We start from the raw sequence: 16,521 nt of genomic DNA, 5'->3' as shown, positions 1-16,521 counted from the left end.
GCACCTCCGGCAAGACCCGGGTCGCCGTCGTGCAGCCGGGCGTCGTGGTCGGCCAGCGGCCTCGTCTTGCGCGCAGCGAGGAGCTGACCCGCGAGCTGGCCGGGAAGAGACCCGATCTGGTGGTGTGGGGCGAGAGCAGCGTCAGCTACGACCTGGGCGCCCATCCCGGACTGCGCAAGCAGCTCGCGTCACTCTCGGCGAGGGTCGGCGCGAGGATCCTGGTGAACGTCGACGCCCGCCGCTCCGACCGGCCGGGCATCTACAAGTCCTCGATACTGATCGGCCCGCACGGCATGGTCGGGAGGCGTTACGACAAGACCCGGCTGGTGCCCTTCGGCGAGTACGTACCGGCGCGCTCCCTGCTCGGCTGGGCCACCTCCGTGGGCAAGGCCGCGGGTGAGGACAGGCTGCGCGGGGACGGGCCCGTGGTGATGGAGTCCGACGGCGTGAAGTTCGGGCCGCTGGTCTGCTTCGAGAGCGCCTTCCCCGACATGAGCCGCCAACTCGTGCGCCAGGATGTGCGGTTGCTCGTCGCCCAGTCCTCCACCTCGTCGTTCCAGGAGAGTTGGGCGCCCGCACAGCACGCGTCGCTCGCCGCGCTGCGGGCCGCCGAGACGGGACGGCCCATGGTGCACGCGACGCTCACCGGCCGCAGCGCGGTCTACGGCCCACGGGGCGAGCGCGTCGGCGAGTGGCTGGGCACCGACCGCAGCACGGCCGAGGTCTACGAAGTGCCGCTGGCCACCGGGGAGACCGTCTACGTACGCACGGGCGACTGGGTCGTGGGCGGGGCCGTGACGGGGATCGTCCTCTTCGTTGCCGCGGAGGGCCTGCGGGCGCTGCGGAGCAGAGGGCGACGGCCCGGAGACCCCCCGGGCCGGCTCAACTCCCCGTCTCCTGCGCAACGCTGACGATCCGCTCGCACAACTCGTGCGTACGCAGGGCGTCTTCGGCGGAGACGTGCTGCCCGGCACGTACGGCGTCCAGGAAGCGCAGCACGATCTGCTCGACGCCGCGCTGCCTGGCGACGGGCACCCAGTCCCCCCGCTTGCGCAGGCTGGGCTGCCCCTTGTGGTCGATGATCTCCGCGATGTCGCGGACCTCGCGCTTGGTGTCCTGGCCGGAGACCTCCAGGATCTCCTCGGCCGAACCGGACAGCCGGTTCATGGCGCCGATGGCCGTGAACCCGTCACCGGCGAGCTGGAGCACGACGTGGTGCAGCAGCCCGTCGCGCACCCGGACGCGCACGTCGACGTGGTCGACCGCGCCGGGGACGAGGAAGCGCAGCGTGTCGGCGACGTGGATGAAGTCGTCGTAGACCATCCGGCGCGGCTCCTCCGGCAGCCCGACGCGGTGCTTCTGCAGCACGATCAGCTCACGCGGGTGCTCGAGGCACTGGGCGTAGCCGGGCGCGTATCGGCGGTTGAAGCCGACGGCGAGCCCGACGCCGCGCTCCTCGGACAGGCTCACCAGGCGCTGCGCGTCCGCGAGTTCGTAGCTGAGCGGCTTGTCGACATAGGTCGGGACGCCGGCCTCCAGCAGCCGGGTGACGATCTCGGGGTGTGCCGCGGTGGGAGCGTGCACGAAGGCGGCGTCGGGGCGGGCCGCGAGCAACGCACCGAGGTCGGCGTGGCGGTGCTCCTCGGGGATGCGGTGGGTCGCGCCCACACGTTCGAGGGTGGAGGGGGTCCGCGTGACCAGGTGGGGTTCGATGCCGGGCTGAGCGGCGAGCACCGGCAGGTACGCCTTCTGCGCGATGTCTCCGAGCCCGATCACGCCGATCTTCACGAGGAGCTCCTCAGTTCGGTGCGTACTTCGCTGCCTTGCCGTCCCGGTGTGAAGGGGAAGCATACGTGTGGCCGGGCGGGCTCCAGTCCGCGATTCCGTCCAGAGCGCGCAGCGCCAGATGCGGCGCGAGCCGGTTGACCACCGTCATCGCCGTGTCGCGCAGCGCGCAGGCCGGCGCGGAGGTGAGGGTGACCATCCGGCTGACGCGGACGGCTCGACGTACGACGTCCATGGTGCGCGGCAACCTGTCGTGCGTGTAGGCGGTCAGGGCCTGCGAGAGGTCGGCGGAGGGCCGCGCATGGTGGGCGAGCACGACGGCGTCCTCGATGGCCTGGTTGCCGCCCTGGCCGAGCGTCGGCGGCATGGCGTGCGCGGCGTCGCCGAGGACGGCGACGCGTCCACGGTGGTACGCGGGCAGCGGCACAGCCGCCTGATGGACGTCGTTGCGCAGGATCTGTTCCGGCCGGACGGCCTCCAGGATGGCGGGGACCGGCTCGTGCCAGGTGCCGAACCTGTGCAGGAGTTCGGCCCGTTCGTCGCCGGGGGCGCGTTCTCCCTCGGGCACGGTCGCGGCGGCGTAGGCGTAGACGCGCCCGTCGAAGAGCGGCTGCGTGCCCCAGAGCGTGCCGCGGCCCCAGGTCTCGTGCGGCGCGTAGGTCTGGTCGGGTGCCGGGATGACCATTCGCCAGGCGGTGAAGCCCGCGTAGCGCGGAGCGGGGCAGCCGGGGAAGAGGACACCGCGCGCCGGTGAGTGGATGCCGTCGGCGGCGACGACCAGGTCCGCCTTCCATTCCTGACCGCCGCCCCGCACTCGCGCCATGCGCCCCTGGCCGCCCGGATCGGTGATCTCGGCCGCGGTGCCGGTGCGTACGGACCCGGCGGGGAGCTTGGAGTGGAGCAGCGAGATGAGCGTGGCCCGGTGCAACGGGACGAGCGGGCCGCCGAACCGCTCGGCCGCGGCGTCGTTGCTCGTACGCGAGAGCCAGCGGCCGGACGGCGTGCGCAGCCCGCCCTCGGACCGCCAGGTACGCATGGAGCGGACGGTGTCACCGAGGCCGATCATGTCCAGCGCCCGCAGGGAGTTGGGAGTCAATCCGAGGCCCGCGCCGACGGCTTCGAGGCCGGGAGCGCGCTCCAGGACGGTGACTCTCCAGCCCTGCTGGTGCAGGGCCACGGCCGCGGTCAGACCGCCCACACCGGCTCCGATGACGAGGGCTTCGGACTGGGACATTGGCGGGATCCCTTCACGCGTCAGAGACACTACATATGTAGTGTACTACGGCTGTAGTGAGACCGTTCGACGGGATTCCCGGGCGTACATTTGCTGGCATGAGCACCCGCCGTTCCCATCCTCCGGCCGCCCGCTCGGAGTTGATCGCCGACGCCGCCATCGACCTGCTGGCCGAGCGCGGCCTGCGCGGGCTCACGCACCGCGCGGTGGACGAGGCGGCAGGCCTGCCCCAGGGGTCGACGTCGAACTACGCACGTACACGAGCAGCTCTGCTGGAAGCCGCGGTGAGGCGGCTCGCGGTGAGGGAGGCTCAGGTGCTCTCCATCGAGGAGATGCCGAGGGGGGAAGGGATCGAGGAGCTGGCTGACGGCCTCGCACTCGCCGTGCACCGATATCTGACCCGCTACTCCTCGCTCCTCGTGGCCCGGTACGAGCTGGCGCTGGAGATCACCCGCCGTCCCGAACTGCGCCCGATGTACGTCCGGACGGGAACCAGCGCCTTCCGGGAGCCGTTGACGGCGATGCTGCGGCGGGCCGGATCGGCCGCGCCGGAGAGGCACACGCTCTCCCTGGTGGCGTGGTGCGACGGGATGCTGTTCTCCTGCACGGCCGGCTCGTACCACGCGGAGGTCCCCGGCCTGGAGGAACTGCAGGCCGGCCTGCGTGAATTGCTGCACGGGATGCTCGGCCAGTCACCCGCTCGTACGCGGGGCTGAGCGCATCAGACCGCGTTCAGCCGGCTCTCCAGCCGCTGCACCGCGGCCTTGATCCCCGTGCCGTACTCGTCGTCCGCCAGCGAACCCAGCACACCCTGCGCACGGCGCAACTCGCGGCGTGCCGCGCTCGGTTCGCCGAGCTTGACGTGGTCCGCCGCGATGTTGAGGTACAGCGACGGATAGAGGCAGCGCACCGCCAGGGAGTGCTCACCCCACTCCACTTCCTCCTCGGTGAGCGCGTCCGCCGCCGCCAGCGCGCGAAGGTCCCACTCCAGCTCCGCGTCGGGGTCGTCCTGGGTGTCCGCCATGTAGTGAGCGATGGTGCATCGCTGGAAGAGGTCGCCCTTCCCCGTCGTCTCCGACCACAGCAGTGCGAAGCGGTTCCGGGCCTCCTCCCGGTCACCGGCACGGTGGAGCATGATGGCCTGACCGATCCGGACCATGATCGCGTCCGGAGACGTCTCCTGCTGCGGCTCCGTCACGGGACTCCTCCTGCTCGCCACGCACGCCAAGGGCTTGCCGTCTGTCCGAGACGCTAGCCCCCGGCACCGACAATCGCGCTCAGGCGCTCGCACCGCAGGTCCGCCCGCACCCGGACAGAAGGCGTCCGGGTGCGGGCGGGTGGGTTGTCCGGCTCGGCGGAGGGGCGTACGGGCCGCTCCGGTCAGGCCCGGAGGCCGAGGTCGGGGATGCGCCAGTCGACGGCGGTGTGGCCCTGCGCCGCGATCGCCGCGTCGATCTGGGTGAAGGGCCGGGAGCCGAAGAACTTCTTCGCGGAGAGCGGCGAGGGGTGTGCGCCCTGAACCACAGTGTGACGCCCCTCGTCGATCAGCGGCAGCTTCTTCTTCGCGTAGTTCCCCCACAGCACGAAGACCGCGGGATCGGGCCGGTCGGCGACGGCGCGGATCACCGCGTCCGTGAAGGTCTCCCAGCCCTTGCCCTTGTGGGAGTTGGCCTCGCCCGCCCTGACCGTGAGCACCGCGTTGAGCAGCAGCACGCCCTGCTCCGCCCACGGCATCAGATACCCGTTGTCCGGCACGGGGTGGCCGAGGTCGTCGCGCATCTCCTTGTAGATGTTGCGCAGGGACGGCGGCGTACGGACTCCGGGCCGCACCGAGAAGCACAGGCCGTGGCCCTGCCCCTCGCCGTGGTACGGGTCCTGGCCGAGGACCAGGGCCTTGACCTGGTCGTACGGCGTGGCATGCAGCGCGGCGAAGACCTCCTCGCGCGGCGGGTACACCGGCCCGCGCTCCCTCTCCTGCTCGACGAACTCGGCGAGCTCCTTGAAGTAGGGCTTGCCGGTCTCCTCGCCGAGGGCGTGCTGCCAGGACTCGGGCAGCGTGCCCAGCATGTCGTTCAACTCACGTACCTCCGCAGTGCGTTCGTGTTCAGGAGTTCAGCTCCGAGCACGAACGTACCGCCGGGCACCGACATCCGGGGCACGCGGCCCACGAGGAGGGTGGTGATTCCGCTCCGCGAAGTGACGGTCTACCAGCTGGACTTCTTGGCCAGCTCCCACAGGCGGGGCAGCGTGGAGGGGTCGATCACCCATTCCACTCCGGCCACGTCCCTGACCGAGGCGACGTACACCCTGCCCTGCCACAGCGGCAGCAGCCGCGCGTCCTTCGCGATGATCTTCTGGGCGCGGGTGAAGGAGCGGCTCGCGGTCGCGCGGTTGCCTTCCTTGCGCGAGGACGGCAGCAGCTTCTCGGTGATCTCCGGGTTGTCGTACGGAGTGGCGAGCGCGTTGTTCTTACCGACGAAAGGCGCGACGTAGTTGTCGGCGTCGGGGAAGTCGGGGAACCAACCGCGGCCGAAGACCGGGTACTTGCCCTTGCTGTAGCCGCCGACGAACTTGGACCACGGACGGCCCTTGACGGTGACGTCGAAGAGCCCGGAATCGTTCAGCTGACGCTTGAGCTCGGTGAAGGTCTGCCCGGTCGTGTCGCCGTACCGGTCCGTCGTGTACCAGAGGGTCAGCGGAACCTTTTTGCTGATCCCCGCCTTGGCGAGGGTCCTCTTCGCCTCCTCCCTGCTCGGCTCACCGTACGCGTCGTAGAAGGCGCTTGTGTGTCCGGTGATTCCGCCCGGGACCATGGAGTACAGCGGGTCGGCCGTGCGCTTGTAGACATTGCGCACGAGCGCCTTGCGGTCGATCAGCTCTGCGACTGCCTTGCGCACTGCGGGATTACCCGCCATCGGGTCCTTGGGATTGAAGACCAGATAACTGATCTCCGAGCCGAGAACTTCGCTCAGCTCGATGTCCTGGTCGCCCTTCGCCTGCGCCTTCTGGAAGCCGGTGACCTGGGTGGGGGTCAGCCCCCGGTAGGCCACGTCGATCTTCTTGTCCTTGAGCGCCTTCACCATCCGGGAGGAGTCCTTGAAGTAGTCGATGGTGACTACGTCGTTCTTGACCTTCGCCGGACCGCGGTAGGTGTTGTTCTTGCTCAGCTCGGCACGCTTGCCCTGGCTGTAGGAACTCAGGGTGTAAGGGCCGGAGCCGACGAGCTTGTCGCCCTTGCGCACCTTGTCGGCCGGGTAGCTGTCGGGGTCGACGATGGCGGCCGCCGGGGTGGCGAGGATGAAGGGGAAGGTCGCGTCGGACTTCTTCAGATGGAAGACGACGGTGTGCTTGTCCGGTGCCTCCACGCGGTCGAGGCTGCCCATCAGCCCGAGCGGGCCCGACTTCGCCTTGATGGCCGCGACGCGGTCGATGGAGTGCTTCACCGCCCTGGCGTCCAGGGGATTCCCGTTGGAGAACTTCAGCCCCTCGTTGAGCGAGCAGCGGTAGACGCGGCTCGCGGAGTCGGTGAACCCGCAGCGCTTGGCGGCGTCCGGCTCCGGGGAGGAGGAACTGCTGGGGAAGGAGAGGAGCGTCTGGAAAACGTTCTTGTATAGCTCCCACGAACCGTCCCAGGCGGCTGCCGGGTCGAGGGTGCTGGGCGCGCTGGTGGTACCCGTTGCGATGGAGCGGCGCTTCTGCTCACCGTCGTCACCGGACAACGAACTGCATCCAGAGACCAAGGACGTCGATATGACTACGGTCGCTGCGATCCTCAGAGGTCCGTTGCGGTCGAACACCTACGCGCTCCTCATTAGGCGGGGCCCACTACTGCTGCTGCGGTTTACCAAGGGGAAATGCCGGTCGGCCGGTCAATGCGTTCTTGCGTTGCTTCACGCCGCCGTAACGTGTACGCCGCCGTCTTACGCGGACCCGCTGGCCGAGGGGCGAGGAAGACCCTACCGCAGCCGCCGACCCCAGAACATGCACTGGTCACCCATTCGTCCGTTGTGGACCGGGCACGGAAAGCGACCGATGACAGCGGGTGCCGGTCCGACGACGGACCGGCACCCGAAAAGGCCCGCGGCGCAGGGGCGCTCGAGGCCGAAAACCCTTACTCCACGCCCGCGTTGAGAGAGAGTCCTCCGTCGACGACGAGCGTCTGGCCCGTGATCCACGCGGAATCCGGCGAAGTGAGGAAAGCGACTGCTCCGCCGATGTCCTCGGGCATCCCGAGGCGCTGCATCGGATAGCGCGCCAGGGCCTCTTGCTCGCGCCCTTCGTAGAGAGCCGCGGCGAACTTCGTCTTCACCACGGCCGGCGCCAGGGCGTTCACCCGCACAGTGGGCGCGAACTCGTGCGCCAGCTGCTGAGTGAGATTGATCATTGCCGCCTTGCTCATGCCGTAGGCCCCGATGAAAGGCGAGGCGGACATCCCTGCGATGGAGGCGATGTTGACGATCGTCCCGCCGTTCTCGCGCTGCCAGGCCGCATAGGTGGCCTGTGCGAAGCCCAGCGCGGAGACCACGTTGGTCTCGAAGACCTTGCGGGCGACGCCGAGGTCCAGCTCCGCGATGGGGCCGAACACCGGGTTCGTACCTGCGTTGTTGACGAGGTGGTCCACGCGCCCGTAGGCGTCCATGACGCGTTCGATCGCGACGCGCCTGTGCTCGTCGTCGTGCGCCTTGCCCGCGACGTACATCGCGCGCCCGGCGCCGAGACGCTCGACGGCCTCCTTGAGGGCGTCCTCGTTGCGTCCCGTGATGCACACGCGGTGCCCGCGCGCCATCAGGGCCTCGGCGACTCCGTAGCCGATGCCGCGGCTGCCGCCTGTGACGATCGCGACCTCGCCGCTGTCCTGCACTGCTGCACTCTGCTCTGCCATGTCCGTTGCCTTCCCGGTCAGTTGAGCGGGCCGCCGGCCACGTACATCACCTGGCCGGACACGAACCCGGCCTGCTCACCGCTGAAGAAGGCGATGGCGTTGGCGATGTCCTCGGGCCTGCCCACGCGCTGCACGGGGATCTGGGAGGCCGCGGCGGCCTGGAAGTCCTCGAAGCCCATGCCGACGCGTTCGGCCGTGGCCGCCGTCATGTCGGTGACGATGAACCCGGGGGCGACGGAGTTGGCGGTGATGCCGAACTTGCCCAGTTCCTTCGCCAGCGTCTTGGTGAATCCCTGCATTCCGGCCTTGGCAGCCGCGTAGTTGACCTGGCCGCGGTTGCCGAGAGCGGACGAGGAGGAGAGGTTGACGATGCGCCCGAAGCCGGCGTCGACCATGTGGCTCTGGCAGGCGCGGGACATCAGGAACGCGCCGCGCAGGTGCACGTTCATGACGGTGTCCCAGTCGGCGTCGCTCATCTTGAAGAGCAGGTTGTCCCTGAGTACGCCCGCGTTGTTCACGAGCACGGTGGGCGGCCCGAGTTCGTCGACGACCCGCGCGACGGCGGTCTCGACCTGAGCGGAGTCGGAGACGTCGCAGCCGACGGCGACGGCCTTGCCGCCCTCGGCCGTGATCTTCTCCACGGTCTCCTTGCAGGCGGCCTCGTCGAGGTCGAGCACTGCGACGGCGCGGCCCTCGGCCGCGAGCCGTACCGCGGTGGCCGCGCCGATTCCCCGGGCCGCACCGGTGACGATGGCGACGCGCTGGTCGGTGGTGGACATGCTGTTATCTCCTCGCCCTGAAACACTGGTGAGCAACCGCTTAGTACCTTGGCCGTGACGCTATGAGTCCCGCCATCCGCTGTCAACGGTTCCCCGCGGAGACGGCGATCACCGTACGAGCAGGTCCAGCAGGCGTTCCGCCTCCGCCTCCGGGTCGGCGGTCAGCCCCGTGTGCACGGGGCCCGGCTGTACGACGGTGCTGCGCGGCGCGACCAGCCAGCGGAAGCGCCGGCCGGGTGCGTCGTCCGACGCCTGACCTGCCGCGTCCCCGCCGTCGCAGATGCCTTCGGCCGCGTGCAGAGCGGCCCGTACGCCCGCCAGATCCGCCTGCGGGTCCAGTGCCCGAAGTCTCGCCTCGTCCAGGTGCGTACGGGCGGTGACGAAGGACCTCGCGCGGCAGTACACGACCACGCCCGCGTTCATCGTCTCGCCGCGCTCGACGCGTGGCACGACACGCAGCAGCGCGTACTCGAACACCTTGCGTCCGCCGCCCACTTCGCCGCTCACTGCTTCACGCCTCGCTTCCGGTGCGGCCACTGCGTCAGCCAGCCCGGCGGCTGGGGCGTGACCGTCCTGCGGCGTTCGCCGAGCGTGATCCGCTCGTGGACCGTACGGGCCCGGGCGGCGAGCACCTGCACGTAGGTGCCGCGCAGCTCGTCCGGTGCGGCGGCTCCCGGCTCCTCCACCAGCCACTCGTCCGGGACGTCGCCGACGCACTCCGTGAGCAGGCTCTCCGTCACCAGTGGCGCCAACTCGGACGCCGCAGCGGCCACTTCGGGAGCGAACGGCGCCAGGACGTGATCGGAGGCGTCGTAGGGCTTGTCCGCCGCGGCCTGAGCGGTGGGCAGGTTGTGGTGCCAGATCATCGTCGCACCGTGGTCGATGAGCCACAGCTTCCCGTGCCACACCAGCAAGTTGGGGTTGCGCCAGGACCTGTCGACGTTGCCCACCAGCGCGTCGAACCAGACGACGCGGCCGGCCTCTTCCGCACTCACCTCGAAGGCCAGCGGGTCGAAGCCGAGCGATCCCGGCAGGAAGTCCATGCCCAGATTGAGGCCGCCGCTCGCCTTCAGCAGCGCCTGCACCTCCTCGTCGGGCTCGCTCAGCCCGATGACGGGGTCGAGCTGGATGCGCACGAGTTCGGGCACGCGCAGGCCGAGGCGCTGCGCCAGCCGTCCGGCCACGACCTCGGCCACCAGGGTCTTGCGGCCCTGCCCGGCTCCGGTGAACTTCATGACGTACGTGCCCAGATCGTCCGCCTCGACGATCCCCGGCAGCGAGCCGCCCTCCCGCAGCGGGGTCACGTAACGGGTCGCGGTGACCTCTTTCAACACTTTTTCAGGCCGCCTGTCTGTTCAACCTTGAAATCCACGAACACTCGCGGAGAGGTGCAGCGTCGGAAATCGCCGTCAACGGCCCTGGGGAGAATCCGGGGAGTTTCGACTGGCATGCAATTCCCTCCGCTCCCACAGCAGTCCGTCGAGGCGGTTCGCCCCTTGCTTCCGGCCTCCGGCATGAAGTGAGCATAGTAACCAAGGGTGATCGCGGGCGAAGGGTGCCGAGCCACCGCGACAGGGTCACGGCGGACTCTCCGGCATCCGGCCTGAGCGAGGCACAGGCATGCCGCAGCACGCAGGTCCTTCGGACCGTCGCCCAGAGCCAGGGGTTCGCTGCCCTGACGCGCTGCGGAAGCCGTGCGGTGAACCGGTCGGCCGAGCCTTCCGAATTCCGAGCACCGGACGCCTTACCACTGAAACGCATACAGTATACAATCATGCTGCACGGCGTCGCGGGGCCGTTTCCACGGCTCATCTCCGGCATGCCCACCGAGCCTTCGGGCCGCTGACACCGACGGCCGACCGCACCCGTACGGCGATCACTGCCGTCGACCCGGCCTGCACGAGCAGAGCGTGCGACACCGAAGTCGCACCCAGAGGGAGGGAATCGCGCATGACGAACTACGGCGACGACGCGACGATAAAGGAAATCCTCACCAACGCCGGGGACGTATGGGCCGTGGTCGGTCTGTCCAACAACCCCGAACGAGCCGCTTACCGCGTGGCAGAGAAGCTGCAGCGCTTCGGAAAGAAAGTGGTGCCCGTGCACCCCCGGGCCGAGACGGTGCACGGCGAACAGGGCTATGCCACGCTCGCGGAAGTCCCCTTTCCGGTGGACGTGGTGGACGTGTTCGTCAACTCCGCCCTTGCCGGCGGCGTCGCCGACCAGGCGGTGACGCTCGGCGCCAAGGCGGTCTGGTTCCAGCTGGGCGTCGTGGACGAGGCCGCCTACGCCAGGACTCGCGAGGCCGGACTGCAGATGGTGATGGACTGCTCCCCGGGACGGGAGATCCCCCGGCTGGAACTGGGCTGAGTTGAGGAGCTGTTGCCCTTCCGCGCCTTGATTGCTGACCGTTTGCTGGTCAGACATGGCGTCGTGGCAGCACGCAGGACTCGTACCGCACACGGGGGCATCCCGGGTCGGCTTCGGCCGTTCCCTATCGCGTAGCGCATGGCCCACAGGGCGGCGCGCTGCGGCCGAGGCGATCAGGCTTCCGGCGTCAGGGCCCACTACACGATCCGGTTCAGCTCAGTGCGGCTGCTGTGCTCTGCCTGGCCTGTTCGCGTGCGGAAAGCCGGGCGCTGGAGCGGCTGCCCGTCTCAGGCTGCCGGATCGCCTGGAGAGACGGATGTGATGTCCGGCTCTGGCTGCGGCTCAGCGGCCGGACAACAGCCGTGCCCGCCCTCGCTGTTCGACCAGGAGTTGTTGCGCTGGTCCGGGCGGGGGCGGGCACGGCGGTGTCGCTACTGCTTGATGGTGATGCCCTTGGGGTTGAGGTGGGAGATGTTGCCGCTCTCGGTCCCGTCGGACGGGTCGATCACGCAGTCGATGAGTGCCGGGGTACCCGCAGCCAGCGCCTCGCGCAGGAGCGTGGCCACCGCGTCCGGTGTCGTCGCCTGATAGCCCTCGCCGCCGAACGCCTTCATCATGACGTCGTGCTGGGCCGTGAGGGCGGTCGGTGCCGGGTCGGACGAAGGGGAGGTCTCGTTGCCGCGGTAGACGCCGCTGTTGTTGAGCACGACGGTGACGATGGGGAGGTTGTAGCGGCAGATGGTCTCCACCTCCATGCCGCTGAACCCGAAGGCGCTGTCGCCCTCGATGGCCACGACCGGGGCGCCGGTCTCGACGGCGGTGGCGATGGCGTAACCCATGCCGATGCCCATGACGCCCCAGGTGCCGCTGTCCAGCCGGTGCCGCGGTACCTGCATGCCGATCGTGTTGCGGGCGAGGTCGAGGGCGTTGGCGCCCTCGTTGACGATGTAGGCCTGGGGGTACTCCTGCAGGACGTCACGGATCGCCTGCAGCGCACCCAGGAACTTCATCGGGTGTGCGCTCTTGGCGGCCTCGAGGCGGCCGGCCATCTTTTCGACGTTCTGCACCTTGCGGGCGTCGAGTTCCTCGCGCCACGGCGCCGGCGCTGTGATCCCGCCGGCCTTGTTCCGCTCGATCAGGGCCTCCATCACGGAGCCGACGTCACCTACCAGCGGAGCGGCGATGGGCTGGTTGCTGTCCATCTCGGAAGCGGCGATGTCGACCTGGATGAACTTGGCCTCCGGATTCCACTGGGGCGCTTCGCCGTGCCCCAGGAGCCAGTTGAGCCGCGCGCCGACGAGCATCACGACGTCGGCCTTGCGGAGCGCCAGCGAGCGGGCGGTGGCCGCCGAGCTCGCGTGGTCGTCGGGCAGGAGGCCCTTCGCCATCGACATGGGGACGTAGGGGATTCCCGTGGCTTCGATGAACTCCCGGATCTGCTCGTCCGCCTGTGCGTACGCCGCGCCCTTGCCGAGCACGACCAGGGGCCGCTCGGCGTTGGCGAGCAGGCTCATCGCACGGTCGACGGACTCCCCGTCGGGCAGCTGGCGCGGCGCCGGGTCGACGACCGGCCACAGGGATGCGGCGCCCTTCTCCGCGTCCATGACTTCGCCCAGCACGGCGGCCGGGATGTCGAGGTAGACCCCGCCCGGGCGCCCGGAGACGGCGGTGCGGATGGCGCGGGCCAGACCGCGGCCGATGTCCTCCGCGCGGTGGACCCGGTAGGCCGCCTTGGCGAAGGGCTTGGCCGCAGCCAGCTGGTCCATCTCCTCGTAGTCGCCGCGCTGCAGGTCGACGAGGTGCCGTTCGCTGGATCCGGAGATCTGGACCATCGGGAAGCAGTTGGTGGTGGCATTGGCCAGCCCCACCAGCCCGTTGAGAAAGCCCGGTGCGGACACCGTCAGGCAGATGCCCGGCTTCTTCGTGAGAAATCCGGCCGCTGCCGCGGCATGGCCGGCGTCGCTCTCGTGGCGGAAACCTATGTAGCGGATTCCGGCCCCCTGCGCGACACGCGCCAGGTCGGTGATCGGGATGCCGACGACACCGTAGATGGTCTCGACGCCGTTGAGTTTGAGCGCATCGACGACCAGATGAATCCCGTCGGTGACGTCGGGGTGGTCGGCGCCCCCTGCCTCTGTGCCCGGTACGGAAGCGGCGGTCATGGTGAGGATCTCCCTGATGGTGCGACCGAGTGCGGAATACTGCATACAGTATCCCCGCCCAGGTGGACTGGCAAGGATCGTGCCGAGCACTCGAGATGCGGTTTCTGCGGGCGCCGTCCCCGAGGCAACCGACAGCGCTGACCAGGCCAAAGGGAGCACTCCGCTCAAAGGGTCGACCCGTCGACCGGTGCGGTCGGGCTCCTTCACCGCCCACGGCAGCCGCTCAGCCTGCCTACGGCGGGGCCCTGTTGGGGAGCGCGCTGGAAGGATCGGCTGCCATGGCGCGACGAGGACCTGAAAGACGCCGAAGAGCCACCTGCGCAGGTCGGCCAAGGATGCGGAGACTTCGCCGCAGGCCCTCTCCGCTACGTGGACAACTTCAGGACGTACGTGCCCTGCTCGTCCGCCTCGACGATCCCCGGCAGCGAACCGCCCTCCCGCAGCGGGGTACGTAGCGGGCGGCGGTGACTTCGGGAGGCATCAGCGCAGGCTGACCGGCCGGCGGCCGCTCCCCCACGTCGATACTCGGCTGCTTCGCAGCGGGACGGCTGGCATGGTTCGCCGCATGACAGCAGAAGAGGGTTATCCCAGGGTTGCGGAATTCCCCCGGCAGTTCGCCCGGACGAAGCGCTTCTCGCTGGGGACGGTGCGCAATGTGACGATCTCCCCGGACGGGGCTCGTGTGCTGTTCGTACGTACCGGTGGAGGCGCCGATCGCGTCGGACGACTGTGGCTCAGGGAGGGCGGCGGCGAACGGCTCCTCGCCGACCCGCGCGCCCTGGCGGCGGACTCCTCCGCGCCGACGCAGGAGGAGGCGGACCGCAAGGAGCGGGCCCGCGACCTCACCACGGGCGTGACGGGCTACGCCGTGGACGACGCCGCGGAGCTCGTCGTCTTCTGCCTCGGTGCCGACCTGTGGGCGGTACGCACCACCGGCGGCGAGCCGTTTCGCGTGCAGACCGCGGGACCGGTCGCCGATCCCCGCCCCTCGCCGGACGGCCGCCTGATCGCGTACGTCACCGGTGGTGCCCTGCACGTGGTGGGGACCGACGGCGGCGGAGAGCGGCGGCTGACCCCGCCCGGCACCGACGAGGTGACCTACGGGCTCACCGACTACGTCTCCGCCGAGTCGATGGGACGCACACGCGGATACTGGTGGGCGCCCGACGCCAGCGCGCTGCTGGTGGCCCGGGTCGACACCACAGCCGTGCAGCGCCGCTGGCTCTGCGATCCGGCGAACCCCACCAGGGCTCCGCGGGTCCTGCGATACCCGGCGGCCGGGTCGGCGAACGCCGAGGTCTGCCTCCGCGTGCTCCGCCTGGAGGGCGGTTCCGGCAGCGAAGTGGACTGGGAGAGAGCCGCGTTCGAGTACGTCGTGGACGCGGACTGGGACGCGCACGGCCCGCTGATCACCGTGCAGAGCCGCGACCAGCGGACCGTGCGGACCCTGGCCGTCGACCCCGGCACCGGAGCAAGCCGGATACTGGCGGAACAGCGGGACGAGCCGTGGGTCGAGCTGCTGCAGGGGGCGTACCGCCGGACCGCCTCGGGCGCGCTCGTGACGCCGCACGAGAGCGAGGACACGCGCAGACTGCGGGTGGGTGAAGAGGTGGTCACCCCGCCCGGTCTCCAGGTCACCGAAGTGCTCGGCGTCGAAGGGGAGGAGGTGCTCTTCAACGCGAGCGAGGAGCCCACCGAACGCCACGTGTGGGTCTGGTCCCCCACGACAGGCTGCGTGCGCGTCAGCGACGGCCCCGGAATCCACTCGGCACACGCCCGTGGCGGCACCACCGTGCTCGACAGCCTGACGGAGGACGGACGGCAGGTGACCGTCCTGGGCGACGGCCCCGCCGCCGGGGCGATCACCTCATTCGTCGAGGAACCCTCGGTGCTGCCGCGTCCGGCCTACCTGACGCTCGGCGAACGGCAGCTGCGCAGCGCGCTGTTCCTGCCGTCCTGGTACGAGCCCGGTGCACCGGACGCCCCTGCGCTGCCGGTGCTGCTCGACCCGTACTCCGGGCCGGGGATGCAGCTGGTCACGCGCGCTCGCACCTGGGGTTCGTGCGTGTCGCAGTGGTTCGCGGAGCAGGGCTACGCGGTGCTGGTGACCGACGGACGGGGAACGCCCGGGCGGGGGCCCGCGTGGGAGAAGGAGATCTGGGGCGATCAGTTCACGCCGGTGCTGGAGGACCAGATCGACGCGCTGAAAGCCGCGGCACGGACCCGTCCCTGGATGGACATGAGCAGGGTCGGCATCCGCGGCTGGTCCTTCAGCGGCGCCTTGGCGGTGGCCGCGGTGCTGCGGCACCCGGACGTCTTCCACGCAGCCGTCGCGGGGGCCCCGGCCGTCGATCCGCGGCTGTACGACACGCACTGGAAGGAACGCTTCCTGGGACACCCCGACGAGCACCCCGAGCACTACGACCGCTGTTCGCTTGCCCTGGACGCTCATCTGCTGCGCCGCCCGCTGCTGCTGGTGCACGGAACGGCCGACGACAACGTCGCCTTCGCACACTCCTTGCGCATGTCGGCGGCGCTGCTGGAGGCGGGCAGGGAGCACTCCGTACTGCCGCTGTCCGGGCAGTCGCACATCGTAAGCGACGAGGTCACAGCGATGCGTCAGTTGACCACCCAATTGGTCTTTCTTGACAAAGCCCTTCGCCCCTGAGGACCGCCTGGGCAGGATTCGGAAGGCAGTGGCAAGCGTGCAGCTCTCCGACAGAATTGGAAGTTCTCCCATGACAGCATCGACCACCCGAAGGTCAGTGCTCGCCGCCGCGGGTGCCGCCTCCGCCGCCGTCACACTCGCTGCCTGCGGCTCCGGCGAAAGCAGCGGCGGGGACCAGGACAGCGGCTCCGGCGAGGGCGGCGGGGACGACGGCGGTGGAGAGGGCGCCGCGGCCAAGGGCGAGCTCGGCAAGGCAGCCGACATCCCGGAGGGCGGCGGCAAGGTCTTCAAGGAGCAGAAGGTCGTCGTGACCCGTCCCAGTGCCGCCGAGTACAAGGCCTTCTCCGCCACGTGCACCCACAAGGGCTGTGCCGTGAGCGAGATCAAGGACGGCAACATCATCTGCCCCTGTCACAACAGCAAGTTCGACATCAACGACGGCAGCGTCACCTCGGGCCCCGCGACCCGCCCCCTGCCGCCCGCCAAGGTCACCGTCAAGGGTGGCAGCATCCAGCTCGCCGAGTGACCAGGGCCCGCCTCGTCACCCGGTGACGTCTCCGGCGGCCTTCTCCAGGGCCGCCACGGCCGCCCTGATGGACGGCCGGCGGTCGGCGTCCTCACGCCAGACCGCGTAGATGTGC

General features: G+C 69.8%; 15 protein-coding genes and 1 pseudogene. 5 read left to right on the top strand and 11 right to left on the bottom strand.

All coding sequences use genetic code 11. The features are described from left to right. On the top strand, positions 1–911 hold a 911-nt coding region (lnt, locus tag H5J26_RS18845; protein ID WP_181767066.1), incomplete at its 5' end, for an apolipoprotein N-acyltransferase. On the opposite strand, the gene H5J26_RS18840 is transcribed toward lnt, so the two are convergent. Both H5J26_RS18840 and H5J26_RS18835 read right to left on the bottom strand, forming a co-directional pair. Beyond that, positions 883–1,788 (bottom strand): Gfo/Idh/MocA family protein, encoded by a 906-nt coding sequence (locus H5J26_RS18840; RefSeq protein WP_181767065.1) that lies wholly within the window; start codon positions 1,786–1,788, stop codon positions 883–885. The two genes, lnt and H5J26_RS18840, sit on opposite strands and share 29 nt — an antisense overlap. Before the next feature lie 10 nt (positions 1,789–1,798). Beyond that, the gene (locus H5J26_RS18835; protein WP_181767064.1) at positions 1,799–3,019 is read right to left on the bottom strand and encodes an FAD-dependent oxidoreductase; all 1,221 of its coding nucleotides are present in this window, start codon (positions 3,017–3,019) and stop codon (positions 1,799–1,801) included. A 98-nt stretch (positions 3,020–3,117) separates the two neighbouring features. On the opposite strand from H5J26_RS18835, the gene H5J26_RS18830 reads away from it, so the two are divergent. After that, positions 3,118–3,735, top strand: a complete 618-nt coding sequence (locus H5J26_RS18830) for a TetR/AcrR family transcriptional regulator (protein ID WP_181767063.1) — start codon at positions 3,118–3,120, stop codon at positions 3,733–3,735. 5 nt (positions 3,736–3,740) lie between these two features. On the opposite strand, the gene H5J26_RS18825 is transcribed toward H5J26_RS18830, so the two are convergent. The 7 genes from H5J26_RS18825 to H5J26_RS18795 all read right to left on the bottom strand — a co-directional run bounded on the left by H5J26_RS18825 (position 3,741) and on the right by H5J26_RS18795 (position 10,014). Further along, positions 3,741–4,217, bottom strand: coding sequence for a hypothetical protein (locus H5J26_RS18825; RefSeq protein WP_181767062.1), 477 nt, complete (start codon positions 4,215–4,217; stop codon positions 3,741–3,743). Between the two features lie 182 nt (positions 4,218–4,399). Beyond that, the gene (gene ung / locus H5J26_RS18820) at positions 4,400–5,086 is read right to left on the bottom strand and encodes a uracil-DNA glycosylase (protein WP_181767068.1); all 687 of its coding nucleotides are present in this window, start codon (positions 5,084–5,086) and stop codon (positions 4,400–4,402) included. Between the two features lie 137 nt (positions 5,087–5,223). Further along, the gene (locus tag H5J26_RS18815) at positions 5,224–6,816 is read right to left on the bottom strand and encodes an ABC transporter substrate-binding protein (protein ID WP_181767061.1); all 1,593 of its coding nucleotides are present in this window, start codon (positions 6,814–6,816) and stop codon (positions 5,224–5,226) included. A gap of 314 nt (positions 6,817–7,130) precedes the next feature. Continuing rightward, entirely contained in the window at positions 7,131–7,901 is a 771-nt protein-coding gene (locus H5J26_RS18810; protein ID WP_181767060.1) for an SDR family oxidoreductase, read from the bottom strand. A 17-nt stretch (positions 7,902–7,918) separates the two neighbouring features. Then, positions 7,919–8,680: a 3-oxoacyl-ACP reductase FabG gene (gene fabG, locus H5J26_RS18805; protein WP_181767059.1), complete on the bottom strand. Its 762-nt coding sequence runs from the start codon at positions 8,678–8,680 to the stop codon at positions 7,919–7,921. A gap of 108 nt (positions 8,681–8,788) precedes the next feature. Next, the gene (locus H5J26_RS18800) at positions 8,789–9,187 is read right to left on the bottom strand and encodes a DUF3037 domain-containing protein (protein ID WP_181767058.1); all 399 of its coding nucleotides are present in this window, start codon (positions 9,185–9,187) and stop codon (positions 8,789–8,791) included. Then, on the bottom strand, positions 9,184–10,014 hold the full coding sequence (locus H5J26_RS18795) for a HipA family kinase (RefSeq protein WP_181767057.1): 831 nt from the start codon (positions 10,012–10,014) through the stop codon (positions 9,184–9,186). The genes H5J26_RS18800 and H5J26_RS18795 overlap by 4 nt, the downstream gene beginning before the upstream one ends. A gap of 616 nt (positions 10,015–10,630) precedes the next feature. Between H5J26_RS18795 and H5J26_RS18790 the strand changes: the two genes are divergently transcribed. Beyond that, positions 10,631–11,050: a CoA-binding protein gene (locus H5J26_RS18790; RefSeq protein ID WP_181767056.1), complete on the top strand. Its 420-nt coding sequence runs from the start codon at positions 10,631–10,633 to the stop codon at positions 11,048–11,050. Between the two features lie 431 nt (positions 11,051–11,481). Here the strand turns inward: H5J26_RS18790 and oxc are convergent, their stop codons facing one another. Beyond that, positions 11,482–13,212, bottom strand: a complete 1,731-nt coding sequence (gene oxc, locus H5J26_RS18785) for an oxalyl-CoA decarboxylase (RefSeq protein ID WP_181767067.1) — start codon at positions 13,210–13,212, stop codon at positions 11,482–11,484. A 565-nt stretch (positions 13,213–13,777) separates the two neighbouring features. On the opposite strand from oxc, the gene H5J26_RS18780 reads away from it, so the two are divergent. Together H5J26_RS18780 and H5J26_RS18775 are read left to right on the top strand one after the other, a co-directional pair. Further along, positions 13,778–15,880: a prolyl oligopeptidase family serine peptidase gene (locus H5J26_RS18780; RefSeq protein ID WP_181767055.1), complete on the top strand. Its 2,103-nt coding sequence runs from the start codon at positions 13,778–13,780 to the stop codon at positions 15,878–15,880. A 70-nt stretch (positions 15,881–15,950) separates the two neighbouring features. Beyond that, on the top strand, positions 15,951–16,406 hold the full coding sequence (locus H5J26_RS18775) for a Rieske (2Fe-2S) protein (RefSeq protein WP_181767054.1): 456 nt from the start codon (positions 15,951–15,953) through the stop codon (positions 16,404–16,406). Positions 16,407–16,421: 15 nt separating this feature from the next. Here H5J26_RS18775 and H5J26_RS31565 read toward each other — a convergent pair. After that, positions 16,422–16,521: pseudogene (locus H5J26_RS31565) on the bottom strand (LysR family transcriptional regulator); the annotation flags it as partial.

Origin of the sequence: Streptomyces albidus (ex Kaewkla and Franco 2022) (genome assembly GCF_013870515.1) — a bacterium.
Classification (GTDB): domain Bacteria; phylum Actinomycetota; class Actinomycetes; order Streptomycetales; family Streptomycetaceae; genus Streptomyces; species Streptomyces albidus.
Note: the sequence above shows the minus strand (reverse complement) of the source record. Positions and strands in the feature narration are given on the sequence as shown.